The organism is Serratia sp. NCCP-200, from assembly GCF_059697885.1.
The window spans coordinates 1,009,836-1,028,783 of sequence record NZ_BAAKUJ010000002.1; the positions used below are offsets into that span (position 1 = coordinate 1,009,836).

At 50.8% G+C, this 18,948-nt stretch carries 18 protein-coding genes; 17 read left to right on the forward strand and 1 reads right to left on the reverse strand.

What is annotated here, in order from left to right; genetic code table 11:
- Positions 1-26 precede the first annotated feature (26 nt).
- From hypA to AC6HVW_RS09975, 10 genes are all read left to right on the forward strand, one after another.
- The gene (gene hypA / locus AC6HVW_RS09930; protein WP_071680614.1) at positions 27-371 is read left to right on the forward strand and encodes a hydrogenase maturation nickel metallochaperone HypA; all 345 of its coding nucleotides are present in this window, start codon (positions 27-29) and stop codon (positions 369-371) included.
- Between the two features lie 15 nt (positions 372-386).
- The gene (gene hybG / locus AC6HVW_RS09935; protein WP_071680613.1) at positions 387-680 is read left to right on the forward strand and encodes a hydrogenase maturation factor HybG; all 294 of its coding nucleotides are present in this window, start codon (positions 387-389) and stop codon (positions 678-680) included.
- A 139-nt stretch (positions 681-819) separates the two neighbouring features.
- Complete coding sequence (flhA, locus tag AC6HVW_RS09940; RefSeq protein ID WP_071680612.1) at positions 820-2,886, forward strand: formate hydrogenlyase transcriptional activator FlhA; 2,067 nt, start codon at positions 820-822, stop codon at positions 2,884-2,886.
- A gap of 456 nt (positions 2,887-3,342) precedes the next feature.
- On the forward strand, positions 3,343-3,504 hold the full coding sequence (locus AC6HVW_RS09945) for a hypothetical protein (RefSeq protein ID WP_166734697.1): 162 nt from the start codon (positions 3,343-3,345) through the stop codon (positions 3,502-3,504).
- A 236-nt stretch (positions 3,505-3,740) separates the two neighbouring features.
- Positions 3,741-4,319 (forward strand): LuxR C-terminal-related transcriptional regulator, encoded by a 579-nt coding sequence (locus AC6HVW_RS09950; protein ID WP_071680611.1) that lies wholly within the window; start codon positions 3,741-3,743, stop codon positions 4,317-4,319.
- Positions 4,320-4,372: 53 nt separating this feature from the next.
- A complete protein-coding gene (locus AC6HVW_RS09955; RefSeq protein ID WP_071680610.1) occupies positions 4,373-4,873 on the forward strand; it encodes a winged helix-turn-helix domain-containing protein in 501 nt (166 codons plus the stop codon).
- Positions 4,874-5,015: 142 nt separating this feature from the next.
- Entirely contained in the window at positions 5,016-8,216 is a 3,201-nt protein-coding gene (locus AC6HVW_RS09960; RefSeq protein ID WP_217497046.1) for a hybrid sensor histidine kinase/response regulator, read from the forward strand.
- 17 nt (positions 8,217-8,233) lie between these two features.
- Entirely contained in the window at positions 8,234-8,884 is a 651-nt protein-coding gene (locus tag AC6HVW_RS09965; RefSeq protein WP_071680608.1) for a response regulator, read from the forward strand.
- A 378-nt stretch (positions 8,885-9,262) separates the two neighbouring features.
- The gene (locus tag AC6HVW_RS09970) at positions 9,263-10,012 is read left to right on the forward strand and encodes a winged helix-turn-helix domain-containing protein (RefSeq protein WP_071680607.1); all 750 of its coding nucleotides are present in this window, start codon (positions 9,263-9,265) and stop codon (positions 10,010-10,012) included.
- A gap of 29 nt (positions 10,013-10,041) precedes the next feature.
- A complete protein-coding gene (locus tag AC6HVW_RS09975) occupies positions 10,042-10,500 on the forward strand; it encodes a FidL-like protein (RefSeq protein WP_071680606.1) in 459 nt (152 codons plus the stop codon).
- Positions 10,501-10,550: 50 nt separating this feature from the next.
- Here AC6HVW_RS09975 and AC6HVW_RS09980 read toward each other — a convergent pair whose 3' ends face one another.
- Entirely contained in the window at positions 10,551-11,069 is a 519-nt protein-coding gene (locus tag AC6HVW_RS09980; protein ID WP_021178406.1) for an Hcp family type VI secretion system effector, read from the reverse strand.
- Positions 11,070-11,829: 760 nt separating this feature from the next.
- Between AC6HVW_RS09980 and tssB the strand changes: the two genes are divergently transcribed.
- From tssB to tssJ, 7 genes are read left to right on the forward strand one after another with little or no spacing between them, the layout of a single operon-like run.
- A complete protein-coding gene (gene tssB, locus AC6HVW_RS09985) occupies positions 11,830-12,327 on the forward strand; it encodes a type VI secretion system contractile sheath small subunit (protein ID WP_021178405.1) in 498 nt (165 codons plus the stop codon).
- Positions 12,328-12,354: 27 nt separating this feature from the next.
- Positions 12,355-13,836, forward strand: a complete 1,482-nt coding sequence (tssC, locus tag AC6HVW_RS09990; protein WP_071680605.1) for a type VI secretion system contractile sheath large subunit — start codon at positions 12,355-12,357, stop codon at positions 13,834-13,836.
- Positions 13,837-13,842: 6 nt separating this feature from the next.
- The gene (tssE, locus tag AC6HVW_RS09995) at positions 13,843-14,283 is read left to right on the forward strand and encodes a type VI secretion system baseplate subunit TssE (RefSeq protein ID WP_021178403.1); all 441 of its coding nucleotides are present in this window, start codon (positions 13,843-13,845) and stop codon (positions 14,281-14,283) included.
- Positions 14,283-16,097: a type VI secretion system baseplate subunit TssF gene (tssF, locus tag AC6HVW_RS10000; RefSeq protein ID WP_024529703.1), complete on the forward strand. Its 1,815-nt coding sequence runs from the start codon at positions 14,283-14,285 to the stop codon at positions 16,095-16,097. The genes tssE and tssF overlap by 1 nt, the downstream gene beginning before the upstream one ends.
- Entirely contained in the window at positions 16,061-17,113 is a 1,053-nt protein-coding gene (gene tssG / locus AC6HVW_RS10005) for a type VI secretion system baseplate subunit TssG (protein WP_071680604.1), read from the forward strand. The genes tssF and tssG overlap by 37 nt, the downstream gene beginning before the upstream one ends.
- Positions 17,114-17,138: 25 nt before the next feature.
- The gene (tagH, locus tag AC6HVW_RS10010; RefSeq protein WP_024529705.1) at positions 17,139-18,443 is read left to right on the forward strand and encodes a type VI secretion system-associated FHA domain protein TagH; all 1,305 of its coding nucleotides are present in this window, start codon (positions 17,139-17,141) and stop codon (positions 18,441-18,443) included.
- A complete protein-coding gene (gene tssJ / locus AC6HVW_RS10015; protein ID WP_021178399.1) occupies positions 18,440-18,946 on the forward strand; it encodes a type VI secretion system lipoprotein TssJ in 507 nt (168 codons plus the stop codon). Before tagH ends, tssJ begins: the two co-directional genes overlap by 4 nt.
- Positions 18,947-18,948 lie beyond the last annotated feature (2 nt).

Sequence of the window (18,948 nt, forward strand, 5' to 3'; positions counted from 1 at the left end):
ATTAATCGCCGAACAACGGAGCCCAGATGCATGAAATAACCCTGTGCCATCATGCGATGGAAATCATGCAGCAACACGCCCGGCAAAATCATGCCCGGCGCATTACCGCCGTCTGGTTTGAGATCGGCGCATTTTCCTGCGTGGAGGCGGAGTCGCTGAGGTTCTGCTTCGACATGGTCTGTCGCGGCACCTTGGCCGAAGACTGCGAGTTACATCTGCTCGAACAACAGGCACAGTGCTGGTGTCATGACTGCCGGACGGATGTGCAACTGCTGGTTCCCCAGGTCCTGGTCTGCCCGCAATGCGGCGGACGCAACCTGCGGGTGCAGGCGGATGACGGCTTACAACTCAAGCGCCTGGAAATTGAATAACCAAGAGGAAAAAGCATGTGTATAGGCATTCCCGGTAAGGTTGTGGCGCTGGACGCAAATCAATCCCAGCACGCCTGGGTCGACGTCTGTGGTGTGCAACGAGAAGTGAATATTGCCCTGGTGTGCCAGGACGATGAACCGCCAGAAGCGCTAATCGGTAGCTGGGTGTTGATCCATGTTGGCTTTGCCATGAGCCGCCTGGATGAGCAAGAAGCGCAGGAAACCTTGTCGGCACTGCAAGCAATGGGGGAAGTGGAGCAGGACGTCGCGCTGTTCTTGGCAGGAGAAGGCGACCAGGAGCGGCGATAAATTGTGCTATCCCCGGCAAATGATATTCCTGTTGCGGTGTTTTGTTGATCCGGTCGGGAGAAATTACCATTAACAAACCTTACTCTTTGTGAGGATGTTCGCTGGCAATAATCTTCGTGACTCAGACAAGTGATAAACCATGTCGACTGTACGCTTAGAACAACAAGACCTGCTCGAAATTACGCGCATGCTGCTCGGGCAGCATAATTTCATCGATCTGTTACTGCAATTGCGTCAGGTATTGCAGCGCATGCAATTGGCCGACAGCGTCGCGTTGGTGCTATTTGATCCGCACAGTGAACGGGTGAGTTTTCACGGGCTGGATCAAGCGCAGCAGCCGGTAAATTATCAGGACGAAACGCTGCTGGCGAATGGTCCGGTCAGCCGCTTTCAACACAGCTCGTTACCCCAGCGCTGGCAGGCCGATGAGCTGCACGATCGCTATCCGCAAATCCGCGCCCTGAAGTTGCATCCTCCCTTCAACCAATACTGTTTGATGCCGCTACATGCGGGTGGGCGGCCGCTCGGTGGCTGTGAATTACTGCGTAGCGGAAGCGAGCCGTTCAGCGATGCCAGCCTGGTGCAGTTGCAAACGCTGATGGAAGTGGTGGCGCTGGCCACGCAGCAGATCGTTTTGTTGGAAAACGCGCAACGGCAACAGCACCAGCTGCGTCATGAGCTGGATGACTATCGCATCTTGGTGGATGTCACCAATGCGGTGCTGTCAAAGCTGGATCTGGATGATGTGATGGGGGAGATCTCGGAGAAAATTCACCACTTTTTCAACAGTGACGCCATCAGCATCGTATTACGCAGTAACCACGCCGATCAGCTCACCATCTACTCCACCCACTATCTGAACAACAATACTGCCGAACGCCAACAGTACAACGTGGCATTGGCTGGCACCTTAACCGAACGGGTGATGCGCAGCGGCGAAATGCTGCTGTTGAACCTGAAAAATGCCGAGCAGCTTTCTGGCTATGAACGTCGGCTGTTTGATATATCACAGGGTAAGATCGAGGCATTGTGCGTATTGCCACTGATATTCGGCCAAAAGAAGCTGGGGGTGCTGAAGCTGGCGCAATGCCAGGCAGATGGTTTTAACGCGGCCAACTTACGGGTGCTACAACAGATTGCCGAGCGTATTGCCATCGCGGTGGATAATGCGCTGGCCTGCCAGGAGATCAACCGGCTCAAAGAGAGTCTCGTGCATGAAAACCTGTATCTGACCGAGCAGATCAACGTCAATCATCCCGATCTGAGCGAGATTGTCGGGCGCAGCGCGGGGATGTCTGCGGTACTCAAACAGGTCGAAATCGTGGCTAAAAGCGACTGTTCGGTGCTGATCCTCGGGGAAACAGGCACCGGCAAGGAGCTGATTGCGCGAGCGATCCATAACCTGAGCGAACGGCGTGACCAGCGCATGGTGAAAATGAACTGTGCGGTGATGCCTGCGGGCCTGTTGGAGAGCGACCTGTTTGGCCATGAAAAAGGCTCGTTTACCGGGGCCTCGACCCAACGTATGGGCCGCTTTGAACTGGCGGAGAAGGGGACGCTATTCCTCGATGAAGTGGGGGAGATCCCCATTGAGTTGCAACCCAAGCTGCTGCGGGTGTTACAGGAACGGGAGTTTGAACGGGTCGGTGGCAATAAACCGATCTCCGTCGATATCCGTCTGATTGCCGCCACCAACCGGGATTTGCAGCAGATGGTGGCCGATCGTGAATTTCGCAGCGATCTGTTCTATCGTCTGAACGTGTTTCCGATCGTTATTCCACCGCTGCGCGAACGGCCTGAAGATATCCCCCAATTGGTGAAGTTCCTGACCCATAAAATTGCTCGTCGCATGAAGCGCACCATCGACAGTATTCCGGCGCAAACGCTGCGGTTATTAAGCCAGATGCCGTGGCCGGGCAACGTGCGTGAACTGGAGAACGTGATTGAGCGGGCGGTATTGTTGACGCGCGGCTCGGTGCTTGAGCTGCCGCTACCCGAATTGCAGTATTCGCAATCCTCAGGGGGGCCGCCTGTCGCTGCCATGGAAACGGCATCGCCGGAGGAGGATGAGCGCCAACGGGTGCTCCGCGTGCTGAAAGAAACCAACGGCGTGGTTGCTGGGCCACGCGGGGCTGCACAGCGTCTTGGGCTGAAACGCACTACGCTGCTATCGCGAATGAAAAAGTGGGGAATTTCGGTGAATTAATCGGCATAACGTCCCTCCACCCTAAAACCTCTCCCAAAGGGAGAGGGGACTTAACGTGCTCCGGTTGGCTTTTATACCTTATATCGGTTCCGTATTCGTGGGCAAAACTGAAGGTGCCACAAATTAATCCCAGCCGCCAAGACTTGGAGTTTCATGCTGTCAGGCATTTATTCCTCTCTTTATCTCCTTATTCTAAACAAGCCTTAAGGCTATATCTTCTCTCTTGACGAGATAAATTTTATCATTAAAGCTATTTTTTTATCATTTTTAATGAAATCAATTGCTTTTGTTGGTTTTCATGGAATTATTAACCATTTAAAATTATCTTTTTAGTTTTAAAATCTACTTAATTTTTCAATTTTGGGTTTTATATCTACTTTTCTTGTGGTTTTGTGATAAATCACCAATAAAGGCGTTTATCACTGATTTACATGGCAATGTTTTCATGAAATATCAATGAAAATCAATCAATTGAATGAGATTCCTACTGATTCTTTTGCGATCATTGACAGCTGGGCGACATTAATTAATATTAGCAGGGAAGAATTTGTATTCAGAAGATTCTTGGTAGATGGAACTCAAGTTGGCCTAACCCTTACACAATGGGTGCTTTGGTGAGAATACCAGAGTTAATAGGCTGTAATTGTTTTGCAAAGGAATGGCGTGTCAGATAATCAAGACCTATCTTGCCCTTTCAACTTGTTGTCCATCTAAACATCAATGTGCGTGCTTTAAGGCTTTCCTTATATCGCTCGATTGATAAATTTGGATAATGCTCTCTTATCGCACCTGATACGGACTGCTTGGCACCATTGCATGGTATTAGGCATAAGCTAAATTAACCTTATATCACAATGAAGATAAAAGTACTTATATCGAACGATGACAAGTTCTTTACGCAGGGCCTGACGCATCTTTTAAGTCACTACTTTAATGAAAAAGGTATCTTGGTTGACGTTAATGAAACGCTTGATGCCAATGTTCATTACTATTTGGCCTTTATTGGCGTCAATAATCTATCGCAATATCTCTACGCCAGAAAAATGGTCAGTACTGAGGTGATATTCATTATTCAGCCTGAGGTTGAGCTGATTTTAAATCGCCCTGAAAAGATGATGAGAATTCTACAGCGTAATCAATCTGTTAGTACGCTATTACAGCAAGTTGATGAGGTTTATCTCACGCCACAGAGGTTTTCGCAGATTGGGCAACCTCGGTCATTGACCCTGCGAGAAAAGGATGTATTGCATTATTATTCAATTGGTTACACCAATATCGAAATTGGTGAACTGCTTGGCATACATCAGAAAACGGTCAGTGCGCACAAAATCAAAGCGATGAACAAGCTTAACTTCAAGCACAAAGGCGAGTTCAGGCGTTGGCTCATCGAAACGCATTGCCCGCAAATGCGTGGAGCAGAAAATCTGAGATGAAACTTTCCTCAGGTGATCATTTATCTGCAGTTAAATTATAAAGTTAACATAATATGAAGTATATCATTGATACCGGACTGGTATTTGATAGCGACGAAAGAACGCTATTCTTGCAAGAATCACCAGATGAATCACTCGAGATCGGGGCGATCACCGCCCGTTTATTTGTTGAGATGCTAGAAAATCTGGCGGGGGTTGAGCGTGACTATCTGCTGGATGCGGTGTGGTCCAATCATGGTCTGAAACCGTCAAATAATAATCTCAATAACCATATCAGCCTGTTACGCAAGAACATTGCCAGCATTGCTGAGGTGGATGATCTGATCATCACTTTGCCCAAAAAAGGCTTTGTAGTGAACAAGAAATACGCTGTGAACGTGCTCGGGGCTGAGGTTTCTGACCGGCCAGAGGAAGAAGTCAAAGTGGCAAAAAAGACTAAAGCGACGGACTATCCGGTGACCCTGTGGTTTCTCTCATTGACGATTGTCATTTTGCTGGTGCTGCTTGGCTTGGTGGCAACGAGCGATCGCCACGCTATATTTGGGGTGTGTTGAATTAAGTCTGGTTCGGCTAGATGGGCATTCTGATTGGCTAACCTTATAATCAGTATAAGCCCATGATGAATTTGCAGGTTGCTATCCTATGTCTCAAACGCCGTTTAGTAGGGTCACGTATACATCACTTAGACAAAACAAGGTGTTGTTTGCCTTTGCGGTATTGGCGATGGTTTTGGCCGCTGGCCTGTATTGGGGCACTCAGCGCATTATCGATCAGGAGCGTGGCCGCTTCACCTTAGACTTCCTGACGCTGGTAGGGTATGCCCACGAACAGGAAACCTTTCTGCATCAATTACGTCATCAGAGCGGGCAACTGTCAGAGCTGCCCGATACGAGCATTGGCAGTTTTCATGAGATTACCACCTTGCCGGCTGGGGGGGACAGGCTGTTTGAGGGGCGTGAGTCCGTGGTGGATATGCCATTCTCTTTGCTGTGTGAAAAAAATTGCCCTATCAAGCCTGAGGCGCTATTACCGCTAGGTAGCTACCTGGCCGATTTTTACTCTTCGTTTTGGGCCGCATCCTACTTTCCTGCTGCTAACGTGTTCTTCATTAATGAAGCTGACGATGCCAGCATCAGCGTACCTGCGATTAATGTCAGTGCAGGATATGAACCGATTGACCTTGAGACTTATCGAGCCGTGGTCGACGCCGTGCGTGAACGGTTAAGCAGCAGTGTGCCAATCAAGGATTGCCAATGGCAACCAGGGGACAAGCCGATAGAGGATGAGGCTATCTGGTTTCGCACGGCCGCTCTGCCGGGCCGGCTGATTGGGTTGATACCCTCAGGGTTCTCGCCCAGGATCTGGAGCCACTTGAGTAGGGGGCCTGCCAGTTGTATCTACGCGGCTACCCTGCTGAGCCGTTCGCAGGTAGGTGTCCTGGAGCGTGCCGTCAACCCGGCACCGCGTCATATATTCTGGCTGCAGCGCTATGATCATATGTGGTTGAGCCATAAAACGCACGGCATGTTGATGGGAGAAGGCCAGCCCCCGAGAGTTGGTCTACCAGGTTTGCACTACACCCTGAGCGGTCTGGTGTTCAAGGTTGTCGACACAAGCGGCAATTGGACGGGGTACTATTCCGTAAGCTATGTGAGCTTTTTCCAGGACAATCTGTGGTTGCCAGTTAGCGTGCTACTGGTGTTGCTGATCGGCATCACCAGCGGTTTGGCTTATCTGCGTTGGTATAACCGGCAGGTGATCTTGCCAGCCCAGGTGGCCCAACATGAAATACTGGAAAGCGATGCCTTTAACCGCACTCTGATACAGACGGCGCCGGTTGCGTTGTGTCTGATCGATCGTGCCGATGGTCATTTGGTGTTTGGTAATGCGCTGGCATTGGACTGGTTAGGGGCAACGGTCGGTGAACGGTTGCCTGATCCCGCCGCCGCCAGGCTTTTGGAACAGGTACTTTCCGCACCGGCTGCCGGGGTTATTGAGCAACTGGATATGGCAGGAAAGATACTTTACGTTGCCTATGCGCCAACCCGTTACAGGCAACATGACGTGATCCTCTGCGCCTTTGCAGACGTCAGCGCACGGGCGGAAATAGAACGCCAACTGGCGCGAGCCAAGGCGGCTGCGGATGACGCCAGCGTGGCAAAATCCACCTTCCTGGCCACCATGAGCCATGAGATCCGCACGCCGCTGTATGGCGCGTTAGGCACTTTGGAGCTATTGGCCACCACGAGGTTAGACCGCCAGCAGCGTCAATATGTCGAACGTATCGACGATGCCTCACAAATGCTGCTGCAACTGATCAGCGATATCCTGGATGTCAGCAAGATTGAGGCCGGGCAGTTGCGGTTGGAGAAGAGGGCGTTTCAGCCGCGCGAGTTGGTACAAAGCTGCACCGGTACTTATGCGGCAATGGCCCACCGTAAGGGCTTGCTGCTGTTCTCTGTGGTCGATCCCGACGTGCCTCCGGTGGCGATCGGGGATGCGGTGCGCATCAGGCAGATCCTGAGTAATCTCATCAGTAATGCGATAAAGTTTACCGAGTTTGGCCACGTCATCGTTCGGCTCAGTCAGGTTGGTGCTGGGCGCGAGAAAACCCGGCTGCATCTGGAGGTCTGTGACAGCGGGGTCGGCATCTCTAAAGCACATCAGGCGAAACTGTTCACTCCCTTCTATTTGATTGGCGAGGGTCACAGCAGTTTGGGCGGGGCGGGGCTGGGCCTTTCCATCTGCGAACGCCTTGCCGATTTGATGGGGGCGGAAATCACGCTGGAAAGTAAACCTCAGCAAGGTAGCAAGTTTGCAGTGACGTTGGATCTTGCCGTTGGCGAAACGCCTGATGCGCAGCAACCGCAACTGGCAGGAGCCAACGTGTTAGTACGGTCGCCGCATCCGGAACTGACCGAAAATATCTGCACTTGGCTGCGATATTGGGGGGCTCGAGCGGCGTCGGATTTAGATCTACTGTTGCCGGGGAATGACGAGGCTATTTTGCTGGATGTGCAGCGGCACTCGCCGGGTGAAGCGCTTGAGTGGCATGGGCCGATTTTAACCGTTTATTTATCCGGTGAAGTTGCCAATGGCGCTGTGGTTGATGCGTACAGCCTAAGCAGTATAGGTTATGGCATTGGCCAACTGCTCAACGGTGACCCGCCAAGCGAACAGCACGAAATGACACTGCCGCAATTCCACTTTCGCGTACTGGTGGCGGAGGATCATCCCCTTAACCAGGTCACGCTACAGGGGCAACTCGAACTATTGGGTTGTGAGGTCCAACTGGCGGGCGATGGTGAAGAAGCCCTGGCGCAGTGGGATATCACTCCCTATGACCTGGTGCTGACCGACGTCAACATGCCTTACCTGAATGGTTACGATCTGGCGCGTAAGCTGCGTGCGGAAGGGGCGACGGTGCCGATTATCGGGGTAACGGCCAACGCGATGCTCGATGAGGAACGCCGCTGTGTTGAAGCGGGTATGAATGCCTGGTTGGTCAAGCCGATTGAGTTACGTACGTTGGTAGAAATCTTGCGCAAATATTCCCACAACGACCATAATCAACTCGAGAGTAACGAAGATAGGGATTTCAAACACGTAGAGCCCAATGTGCTCAACAAACACCGCGACATTTTTCTCAGCACCATGGAGGAAGATATGCGTCAGCTAGAGCAGGGGATGACTGACAGCGATGCAGACCGGGTTGCCACGGCCTTGCACCGTATGCGGGCTGCGCTGGCGTTGGCCAACCATCGGGCGCTCGCGGCGCAAATGGCAGAGCTTGAGTTGCATATGCAAACGCAGGGTCTGGATGGGCAAGGGCAAGCCAGAATGTCCGCAATCGTCACTGACATACGTCAGGTTTTGAATAACATCGCATCAATCTGATCAAACGTAGGTGTCCGATGAAAACATTACGCGTAGTCCTAGTGGACGACCACCAGGTGGTGTTGGCAGGTCTGAAAGACTTTCTGGATCAACAGCTCCATATCGAGGTCGTGGCCACCTTCACCTCCACCGAAGAGTTGGTACGCTATCTCAAAACTGCCCCACCCGATGTGGTTATCACCGATTACAATATGCCCCACGACGAGACACATAAAGACGGTTTACGCTACGTCGATTTTCTGGTCAGAAATTTCCCTCAGGTCAAAATGTTGGTGTTGACCATGATCTCCAATCCGATGATCGTCTCCGCGCTCTACGACACCGGGGTGGCAGGCGTGATCTTCAAACAGGATCCGCTATCAGAGGTTCAATCAGCGTTACGAGCCGTAAGGGCGAACGCCAGATATTATCCAGCTTCGTTCCAGAGCGATGGTCGTAGCGATGAGCGTGAGGTATTTATACAGCAACGCATCAATAGCCTGTCCCCACGCGAGTTTGAAGTTTTGCGCTATTTTGTCGAGGGTGACTCCATAGCGCATATCGCTGAACGGCTTAATAGAAGTGCCAAGACGGTTAGCTTGCAGAAGAATTCTGCTATGCGTAAGTTGAACGTTGAGAGTAATCAGGAGCTGATCCGTTTTTGTATGGGCAACCATATTTTTGACTGATAATGCGGCGGTTTGGCGAGGCCGAAGCCCTGCCGACTGGAATAGCATTTTTGTCTGGCCAGGTGAGGATAAATAGATTTAAATTCTGAATAATATATTTTATTAGGATCATTTATATATAACGCTGTGTTTTAACGACAAAATAAGTCGCGTAATTATATTTAGTTACTATTAAGTAGCTATTTTATGTTTTTTTGCTGTTTTTTATTTAAGCATAAATAATCCTAAAGCTGCATAATACTTGATAAAAAAAACTGTCTGGTGAATGATATTGCCATGACAGAGCGTTAGCTTTGCTGAGTAATATGAATGACATCCTTCTCTAGTACCATTAGGTGCAGCTATTTAATCATGTTATGCAAAGTAGCAGGTGATTAAGTGAACTATATTATCAACGGCAGTTTGTTCTTTGATACTGAAGAGCATTTACTCTCCAATGAGCAGAATAATAAAACATTAACGTTAAACGCTATTTCATCTCGGCTTTTCGATGAGCTTTTGAAAAATCCTGCCGGTGTGACTCGAGAGCATTTGCTAAATGTCGTCTGGTCAGAGCATGGCCTAACAGCATCAAATAACAACCTCAATAATCATATTAGTATATTGAGGAAGCATTTGGAAGAGTTGGCTGATCTGCACGATTTGATTAAAACCGTGCCCAAAAAAGGCTTTGCCTTGAACCGCAACCATATGATTGTCCTGGTTGAGGGAGAAGGGCAACCTGTGAGAACGGTTCAGGGAACAATGGTGAAGGAAAAACCCTCTTTCAGGTCAATTTATATGAGTCTTGCCCTTTTTATCCTGGTTTTGTTGGCGCTGTTCACTTCGCTGTATGGCGATAAATTTCACTCGATGTTTGCAAATACTCAGCCTAAAACTTTCTATAAGTATAAAGGCTGTGTATTGAAAACGCTGAGGGAGATCCCTGAAAAAAAACGGCAGGCGTCCATCGCTCTCGTCATGGAGATGATAAGAAAGAATGACGTTGATTGTGAGTACGATCGCTATGACGTGTTTTTCTATCTCAGTGGTGAAGAACAGAGCACCAACCAATTCAGAATGCTGTCTTTGTGCCGCAATGAGAATGGCGGCAATTATGATCATTGTTACAGCATAAAAGTGGTTTGAAGAAGATGAACAGGAAAAAGCTGGTGTGGATGTTTATCATCATTCTGTTGTCATGTACATCAGCATTGGTGTACCTGATGTCTAAGGAAAGCAAAGGGCAATACTTCAAGTGTGATACGGAGGTCTATTTCGAAAATGTCGCCAGCCACAGCAAGATTGAAGGTGATGTCTCTCTCATGCTGGTAAGCGACAATATAGGCCTGCTTTATGTGAGGGGGGTGCTCAGCAATGAAGGGGTAAATTATAATGTCAATCGCAAGGTTTACTTTAACTACAGCAATGAGCCCTACGGTAGCTACTATCACCTTAAGAAAATCAGTGATGAAAATTACGCCACCATCAATAGTGTACCGGACGCGTTGTTCAATGACCTGATCTTTGAGAACAAACAAGACTTCTATATCTCGATTACCTCCGTCGGCAACGGTGGTTTTGTACTGCGCGAGATGATCTTCCCGATGGCTATATGCGTAAGCAAGCAGATGTAAAAGAGCAGCCAATCTCTCGATTGGCTGCTTGGGCAAAGCTAAGGCTGGCCTTAGGCTTCGATTGGGGCACGCCAGTCGTCAGAACCCGAAGTCCCGGCGGTGGTGTGTTCCCAAGTGATTTTACGGTATGCCAGTGAAACGCGAACCAACTGAGTGAACTCAGCCTTGGTTGGATCCTGGCAGTGTGGCATTTTGCAGTCGATATCGATGATGGTGGCATCTTCCAGTTTGGTGGTAAAGAAGTGCTCTTGTTTACCTTCGATCGAGGTGCGGTACCATTTCAATTCAACCGTTGGCAGCATTTCGCCTGAGGCCAATGCGTTATACAGCAATGGAACAGCTTTGTTATAAGCCACGGTAAAGCGGAATGGCTTATGTGCACGCTGCCCTGACGGCTGGCCAGACTGCGGATCGGTTGGTACGGTAACGATATGTTCAAATTCCTGAACCAGCATCTGGTCTTCGTGGCCTTGAACAAAGATGTTACCGACAGATTCAGCGGTAAATGCGCTGGCGGTAATATTACCCTGGGTTTTCCCTGTGATAGAGATATAAGCTGGAGTTGGCATCTTAAAGATCCTTGTCAGTTAGCTTGGTATTAACTCAATGCTAGTCACACCGACTAGCCGATATTAATCGACCTCGAATGTCACTTGCCCCACTTCTCACTTCGGCCATCACTATAATCGGGACTTTCCCTAGTGCCAAGCCACTCACAAATTTGCAATGTTTATTGGTATCGTTAATGGGATAAAAAATTATAATATTTGCATTATTGGTGTTTTATGCTGGTTTAAATATTGATGGTAGTTATGGTTTATGTCTTCATCATAATTAAAACAATTACTTTATTTTTTAACTTGTTGTTTTTAATGAATTTATAAATTTTTGTGAAATTATTTTTTATGATCATAAGCAGAAAGCCGCTCTTGCCAGGTGATAAATTATTAGGACGCTTAGTAAAGAAAAATTTATGGACTTTTACCAGTCAGATCGGGGACGATACATTCAGTGAAGCTATGCTAATGCAGGAAATGTCCAGTTTTGTCGTGGGCCGTAAACCCATTTTCCGGGGATTTTGTTATTGTTTAGGATAATTCGCAGGTTTTTGCAGAATATGGGAAAATTCCCATATTTACGTGCGAAACAGGATTGCTCCTGGACCTCAGTGCGACATAAACGAAGGTATTTAGTTTTACGGCGATAGATTTTCTATCTGAATAGATGGCGCTAACTTTATTAGCATGGATGATATCTGAATGTCATTTTCCGGTGCTCATTCAACAAACATTAGCTGGTATTCCCTTATTGTGACTAAAAGGACGAGTGATGAGTAAGAATAATCAAAGCAGTGTTGCCCCCAAGGAAAGGATCAACATTAAGTACGTTCCTAACACGGGCGATCAAACCTCTGAAATTGAACTGCCACTGAACCTGATGGTCGTTGGCGATCTCAAGGGGGTTCGTGAAGACACCCCGATTGAAGAACGTCAGGTCGTTTCCGTCAGCAAGAACAACTTCAACGCGGTGATGAACGAAGCCAATATCAACCTTTCGTTCACTGTACCCAATCACCTGGAAGGTGAGGGGAAAGAAGAGATGCCGGTCACATTGGCGATCAATTCTCTCGACGATTTCTCACCGGACAACGTGGCGAAAAATGTCCCCGAACTGAAAAAAATTCTGGAACTGCGGGAAGCGCTGGTCGCCCTGAAAGGGCCTCTGGGCAATATTCCTGCCTTCCGTTCTCGTCTGCAAGATCTCCTAGGCAATGAAGAAATGCGTGAGCAGTTGCTAAAGGAATTGGACATTCTTAATCAGAAATAATTGAGACGGAAAGAGGGAATTTTACGTATGTCTTTACATGAAGAAAATGCGGTTTTAGCTGCCGAGCCTACCAGTACCACTTTCCTGCTAGACGAGATCATGTCTCAGACCCGCATGATGCCGGGTAATGATGGCTATGACGTCGCCAAACAGGGCGTTGCTGCATTTATCAGCAGCATTCTGGACACTGGCACCAACGAAGAGCCGATCAACAAGCTGTTGGTCGACAGAATGATCATCGAGCTGGATAAAAAGCTCAGTGCTCAGATGGACGAAATTCTGCATGCCAAAGAATTCCGCGAAATCGAATCCTCCTGGCGTTCACTGAAGCTGCTGGTGGATCGCACCGATTTCCGTGAAAACATCAAAATCAACATCATGCACGCGACCAAAGAAGAGCTGCTGGAAGATTTTGAGTTCTCGCCGGAAATTATCCAGTCTGGTTTCTACAAGCACGTGTACTCATCTGGTTACGGCCAGTTTGGCGGCGAACCTACCGCAGCCATCATCGGTAACTATGCGTTCAGCAACAGCACCCCGGATATGAAGCTGCTGCAATACGTCAGCGCCGTTGGGGCCATGGCACATGCGCCGTTCCTTTCCAGCGTTGCGCCGGACTTCTTTGGTATCAGCAGCTTTACCGAACTGCCTGCCATCAAAGACATGAAGTCGGTGTTCGAAGGGCCAGCACACACCAAATGGCGTGCGCTGCGCGAGTCGGAAGACTCCCGCTATCTGGGCCTGACCACGCCACGTTTCCTGCTGCGTTTACCATATTCCACCGTTGAAAATCCGATCAAGAATTTCAACTACTACGAAGACGTCAGCAAGGATCACGAACACTTCCTGTGGGGCAACACCGCATTCCTGCTGGCAGCCTGCCTGACAGACAGCTTCGCCAAGTATCGCTGGTGTCCGAACATCATCGGGCCACAAAGCGGTGGTGCGGTGCACAACCTGCCGGTTCACCTCTATGAGGCGATGGGCCAGGTACAGGCGAAGATCCCGACCGAAGTGCTGATCACCGACCGTCGTGAATTTGAGCTGGCGGAAGAGGGCTTTATTACCCTGACCATGCGCAAAGGCACCGACAACGCGGCGTTCTTCTCGGCCAACTCGGTCCAAAAGCCGAAGGTATTCCCGAATACCCATGAAGGCCGGATGGCGGAAACCAACTACAAGTTGGGAACCCAACTGCCGTACATGTTCATCATCAACCGCCTGGCTCACTACATCAAAGTGCTGCAGCGTGAGCAGATTGGTTCGTGGAAAGAGCGTCAGGATCTGGAGCGAGAGCTGAACATCTGGCTCAAGCAATACATTGCCGATCAGGAAAACCCACCGACCGATGTTCGCAGCCGCCGCCCTCTGCGTTCTGCTCAGATCCAGGTGCTGGATGTCGAAGGGGATCCGGGCTGGTACCAGGTGGCGATGCAGGTGCGTCCACACTTCAAATACATGGGAGCGAGTTTCGAGCTCTCGCTGGTTGGTCGTTTGGATAAGGAATAACAGGCCATGGCTGCGCTTCTTAATTGGGAGCGAGGAAGTTCTGCCAGCTTGTTTGAGCGTATCCAGGGGAAGGGCTTAGGCCCTTCCTCACATAGCCGTGTTCAAGAGCTATTAATCTCAATCAAGCAGCATTTGAACGAAGTCCTCAATTCGCGCCCCGGAGCCTGCCAAAGTGCTGCAGGCCTGGGGGTTATTGATCTCAATGATGCCACGGCAACCACGTCTGATTTTCGTAAGAGTATTGAGCAGGCCATCAAGGAGTGTATTGAGCGCTACGAGCCAAGAATTTCCGAGGTTGCCGTTCAATCCCTGGTAGATCAGGGGGACCCACTGTTATTGAGTTTCCATATCAGTGCTCAAGTTGATTTCGACAATATCGGCGATGTGGTTGAGTTCAATATCCAATTGGACAGCAACCGCCGTTACTGCCTAAACCAGGAAGCATAATGTCGTTCGAAAAGTACTTCAGGGATGAGCTGGATTACCTCCGGCAATTAGGGCGGGATGCCGCAATCGAACGGCCGCATCTTGCTGCCTTTTTATCCGAACAGGGTTCCGATCCGGACGTTGAGCGCCTGTTGGAAGGCTTCGCCTTTCTGACCGGCAACCTGCGCGAAAAGATCGACGACCAGTTCCCAGAGTTGACTCACGGCCTGCTGAATATGCTGTGGCCGAACTATTTGCGGCCAGTGCCCAGCATGACCATCGTCGAATACACGCCGAACAGCAGTGCGCTCACGGAAGCGACGTTGATCGAGCGCGGCAGCCAGATCGAGAGCGTCCCGATTGCGCAAAGAGCGGAACGCGGCGCGTTGCAAAATGACAGCGAAACACACGGCCCCCAGTGCAGCTTCACGCTGTGCCGGGATGTCTGGCTGTTCCCGATGGGTATCCAGGATATCGCCGTCAACAACAGCAACGAACAGGGGATATTGAGCATTCACTTCGGCGCCAAGGCGGAGTTGAACGTGCAGGAAATGCGGCTCGATAAACTGCGTTTCTATCTGGGTGAGGACGGTTACACCAGCACCCAGCTCTATTTCTGGATCAGTCACTATTTCGAACGGGCCGATCTGGTGGTCAATGGCATCACCATTCCGATGCCGGACTTCGATTTCAACCCGGTGGGCTTTGAGCGTGAAGATGCGCTGTTGCCTTATCCGAAAAACGCCTATGTCGGCTACCGTATCCTGCAGGAGTATTTCTGTTTCCCAGAAGGCTTCCTGTTCTTTGACGTGGCTGGCGTGGTGGATTTCCCCGCGCATCTGAAAGCCAGCGAGTTCACCCTCAATCTGCATTTCTCCCAGCCATTGCCGCCTGAGGTCAAGATACGGCCAACCACTCTGCGCCTGAACTGCACCCCGGCGGTGAATCTGTTCAAACGCGACAGCGAGGCGATAGCCCTGGATGGCACACAAACCGAATATCCGCTGTGTGCCAGCTACCATCATCCTGAGCGCTACGAGATTTTCTCGGTCGATCGCGTGGAGAGTTGGTTAAGCAAAGATCCCAAGGGCAGCGGGCGGGGGCAGGCCAGAAGCTATCCGGCGTTTGAAAGTTTCCATCATCAGGTGGAACCTGCGCAGGAGCGCAACATGCTCTATTACCGCCTGCGGGTGAGAAACTCGCTGTTCCGTAAGGGCTTTGAGCATTACATCTCCTTTGTGCGCAGTGATGAGACGCAGGTGGCGCTGTCTCAAGAAAACGTGTCGGTCAGCATGACCTGTACCAACCGCGAATTACCGCTGGCGCTACGCGTGGGTGATATCTGCCAACGGACGCAAGCAGGCCCGTCATTTGCGACCTTCCGTAATATTACCCGGCCTTCGGTACCGCTGTATCCGGTGTTGGATGGCAGCCTGCAATGGTCTTTGTTGTCCAATATGTCATTGAACTACATGTCATTACTGGACAAGGATTCGTTAAAACAGATCCTGCAGACCTATGATTTTCCCAGCGTACACAACCGGCAATCCGCTCGGTCGTCGCAAAAAAAACTGGACGCGATTTCGCGTATCGAAACCCAGCCGATCGACAGGTTGTTCCGTGGTTTACCGGTCAGAGGTCTGCAAACCACCCTCTGGCTGGAGCAAAGCGCTTTTGGTTCTGAAGGTGAGCTCTACCTGTTTGGTACGGTGTTGGCACGCTTCTTCTCCCTGTATGCCAGCGTCAACTCGTTCCACCTTTTGAAAGTCATCAATCTTGATAATCAGGAATGTTACCAATGGCCGGTACAGACGGGTCAACATGCATTGATGTAAGCGCGGGTGAAGGCGTACCGCTGGAGCCAGTGCTGGATGTGTCACGTTATAACTTTTACCAATTGGTCGAGCTGCTCAACCAAATGGCGGTAGCGTGGCAAAAATCCCCGGGTTCAGCCAGGCCAGCCGATGAGGCCATCCGCTTTAAATCGACCGCCAGCCTGGCTTTTCCAACCCGTGACGTGATCGCGTTGGAGACTTCCGCTCGCGGCCAGTTTGAGCTGGAAGTCTCTTTCCTTGGGTTGCATGGCAGCCAGTCGCCGTTACCCGGTTACTACCTGGATTCGTTGGCCTGGGAAGATGCCCAGAATGAAAACCGCCTGACGGATTTTCTCAACGTGTTCAACCACCGGCTGTTAACGCTGCTGCATCAGATTTGGCGCAAATACCGCTACTACATCTGCTTTGACGAGGGTGGTAACGATGATGTCTCGCAGCGCATGTTTGCGCTAGTGGGATTAAGTAACGAAGCGATCCGCAAAAAACTGCGCATCCACCACGGCAAAATGCTGGCCTATGCCGGTTTGCTGGCCAGCCCTGGGCGTGCCCCGGAAGTGATTTGCAGCCTGGTGGCGCACTGTTTCAACCTGGCGGATGTGACGCTGCAAAGTTGGCAACTGCGCAAGGTCAAAATTGCCCCGGAGCAGCAGAATCGCCTGGGCGGCAGGGTGAAGGTCAGCGGCCAGAAATACCAGGGGAAATCGGTGCTGGGCGTCAATTTCTCACTGGGATCGCAGGTAGCGGATCGCAGTGGCAAATATCAGTTGTGCCTCAACCAACTGACGCGTGAACAGTTCTTGTCATTTTTACCTAACGGGGAGAATTACGAGCCGTTAGAGATGTTTGTGGCTTTCATTATGCGCGACCAGTTTTCGTGGGATTTACGCCTGGGTCTGGCAGAGCAGCAGGTGGGCGGCATGATCCTGGGGACAGAACAAAACAACCTGCTGGGCTGGACCAGCTTCCTCGGGGAACCCGAGCAACAGCCCCACGTAACCATCAGCGTTATGGAATGACAATCAAGATTCAGGAAGAGAGATCATGGATAAACAGCAACCGACGCTATCATTGCGAGTCGTCAATAGCGACAGATTGGAAAGTGGCAAACCGGCCAGCAGCCTGTTTAATGCACAGGGTGGGGTGGTTGGCAGTGACGGCAGCCATCATTGGTCTATTCAAGATCAGGGCGGCAATATCAGCCCTTCACAGTTTGCCATTGAATGGCGTGATGGGTCCTTTTGCCTGCGGGTGCTCAACGGTGCGGTGAGTATTAACCAGTCGATGCTGACGGCAAACTCCGGTTTGGTGCGCATCCAGCAAGGTGATGAAATCAGCGTAGGCAATCTGGCCATCAAGAGCCATATCAGCCGCTCGAGCGCCGATATGATCGATCCGCTGATGGTTTCGCCAGAATCGCTGGTCTCCAGCTACAGCAACCCGCTGGAAGCGATGATGGAAGGGGGCAATACACAGGTATCCCACCATGAGCAGGACAACCGTCTCGCTGCCACGGTCGCCAACGGTTTCAGCCACGACCCGCTGCGGGTATTGGAAACCGAGAGCCTGACGATGCACGAACCTCTGAGCGCCCTCACCGGTGCCGATCAATCATTACAACAGGATCGCTACCGCGATCCGCTGTTCTCTTCTCCACTTTCTGATATCACCAAGGACAGTGCCATGGATCAGGAGTTTATCGATCTGCCGCAAATCAGCAGTTTTCTTTCCGGCCAGCAGGCACCGTCAGACAGCAAGATGGAACAGCAGCACGTGGCGATCACGCCGCTGATGCGGGGTTTTGGCGCGCAACTGCCAATCCGCAACAGCCAGGAGGCCAATGACTTCCTCGAGGAAGCTGGCAAAACGCTCAGGGCCGCCATTGAAGGGCTATTGGCCTTGCAGCGCAGCCAACACGGCCTGCGGGACAAACATCTGCGCCCAATCGAAGATAACCCGCTGCGTCTGAATATGGACTACGACACCACGCTCAGCCTGCTGTTTGCCGATCAAAAAAGCCCGGTCCACCTTTCCGCCCCGGCGGCGGTGGCCGAGAGCCTGCATAACCTGCGCCTGCACCATCAGGCCAACCAACAGGCGATTGCCCAGGCGTTGAGCACCATGCTGGAAGCCTTCTCCCCAGAGCGACTGCTGACGCGCTTTAGCCATTACATGCGCAGCAACGAGCGCCAGGAACAAGACTCCGCCTGGGCCTGGGAAATGTACAAAAACTACTACCAGGAATTGGCCTCCAGCCGCCAGCAGGGCTTCGAAAAGCTGTTTGGCGAAGTGTATGAACAGGCTTACGACCAGGCGCTGCGCCAGGGGATGAAGGACAGCGAACGATGAAAGGTGGCAGAGGATACTTTCTGACGACTGCGCTATGCCTGGTGCTGATGCTGTCAGGCTGCACGATATGGAAAAACAAGAAGCCGGAGCGCGCTACCGAGCAGCCTTCTACGCTGCGGTTGACGCTGCTGGCGGACGCGAATATCAACCCCAATGAGAAAGGCGAGGCCGCGCCGACCGAGATTGCGGTGGTGTACCTGAGCGATGATTCCAAACTGCTGGCCGCCGACTACGACCAGCTCGACACGGAAATACTGAAGAAAACGCTCAGTAAGAACTACATCGACCATCAGGAATACACCCTGCTGCCGAGCCAATATAAACCGTTACCCGCTATTGAGCTGGAAGAGAAGACCCACTATCTGGGGGTGATTGCCTACTATGCCGACGTTGATCGCGCTGAATGGAAAAAAATCATCAAGATCAAAGATGTTGGTCATAACTACGGCGTGCTGATCCACGTTAAAGCGGATGAAATCGACTTAAGGAAAGAGGAAGAATAACC

Excerpts from the sequence above, each read along its gene's own strand:
- hypA (WP_071680614.1), top strand. The coding sequence starts at position 27 with ATGCATGAAATAACCCTGTGCCATCATGCGATGGAAATCATGCAGCAA.
- hybG (WP_071680613.1), top strand. The coding sequence starts at position 387 with ATGTGTATAGGCATTCCCGGTAAGGTTGTGGCGCTGGACGCAAATCAA.
- flhA (WP_071680612.1), top strand. The coding sequence starts at position 820 with ATGTCGACTGTACGCTTAGAACAACAAGACCTGCTCGAAATTACGCGC.
- AC6HVW_RS09945 (WP_166734697.1), top strand. The coding sequence starts at position 3,343 with ATGAAAATCAATCAATTGAATGAGATTCCTACTGATTCTTTTGCGATC.
- AC6HVW_RS09950 (WP_071680611.1), top strand. The coding sequence starts at position 3,741 with ATGAAGATAAAAGTACTTATATCGAACGATGACAAGTTCTTTACGCAG.
- AC6HVW_RS09955 (WP_071680610.1), top strand. The coding sequence starts at position 4,373 with ATGAAGTATATCATTGATACCGGACTGGTATTTGATAGCGACGAAAGA.
- AC6HVW_RS09965 (WP_071680608.1), top strand. The coding sequence starts at position 8,234 with ATGAAAACATTACGCGTAGTCCTAGTGGACGACCACCAGGTGGTGTTG.
- AC6HVW_RS09975 (WP_071680606.1), top strand. The coding sequence starts at position 10,042 with ATGTTTATCATCATTCTGTTGTCATGTACATCAGCATTGGTGTACCTG.
- AC6HVW_RS09980 (WP_021178406.1), bottom strand. The coding sequence starts at position 11,069 with ATGCCAACTCCAGCTTATATCTCTATCACAGGGAAAACCCAGGGTAAT.
- tssB (WP_021178405.1), top strand. The coding sequence starts at position 11,830 with ATGAGTAAGAATAATCAAAGCAGTGTTGCCCCCAAGGAAAGGATCAAC.
- tssC (WP_071680605.1), top strand. The coding sequence starts at position 12,355 with ATGTCTTTACATGAAGAAAATGCGGTTTTAGCTGCCGAGCCTACCAGT.
- tssE (WP_021178403.1), top strand. The coding sequence starts at position 13,843 with ATGGCTGCGCTTCTTAATTGGGAGCGAGGAAGTTCTGCCAGCTTGTTT.
- tssF (WP_024529703.1), top strand. The coding sequence starts at position 14,283 with ATGTCGTTCGAAAAGTACTTCAGGGATGAGCTGGATTACCTCCGGCAA.
- tssG (WP_071680604.1), top strand. The coding sequence starts at position 16,061 with ATGGCCGGTACAGACGGGTCAACATGCATTGATGTAAGCGCGGGTGAA.
- tagH (WP_024529705.1), top strand. The coding sequence starts at position 17,139 with ATGGATAAACAGCAACCGACGCTATCATTGCGAGTCGTCAATAGCGAC.
- tssJ (WP_021178399.1), top strand. The coding sequence starts at position 18,440 with ATGAAAGGTGGCAGAGGATACTTTCTGACGACTGCGCTATGCCTGGTG.